The sequence below is a fragment of the Acetonema longum DSM 6540 genome (genome assembly GCF_000219125.1).
In the GTDB taxonomy this organism is placed as follows: Bacteria; Bacillota; Negativicutes; order Sporomusales; family Acetonemataceae; genus Acetonema; species Acetonema longum.
In genome coordinates, this window is the sequence record NZ_AFGF01000199.1 from 1 (window position 1) to 257 (window position 257).

Sequence of the window (257 nt, forward strand, 5' to 3'; positions counted from 1 at the left end):
GCGAGGTATCCTACACACGAGGGAAGGGTTGTAACAATCTGCAAAATCAAGTAGTATATTCATAAGGTTGCTGTGGCAGCGGAATCGCTGCACGTGTAGGTAGCGAGTTTACCTGCATGAGCCTGCAAGTGTTGCGAGCACTTGCAGGTCATGGCGACCTTTTCGTTTTCCTCAGCTGACGGGGAAATGAAAAAACACGACCAGTAACCACCTCCGCCATATGGGATGATCGTCAGGCTGGGATGCCTGCCCATATG

Annotated in this window: 1 protein-coding gene; it reads right to left on the reverse strand. The window is 51.0% G+C overall.

The annotated features are described in order from the left end of the window. Window positions 1-59: 59 nt before the first annotated feature. A partial coding sequence (locus ALO_RS23290) for a hypothetical protein (RefSeq protein WP_238528297.1) occupies window positions 60-257 on the reverse strand: 198 nt, incomplete at its 5' end.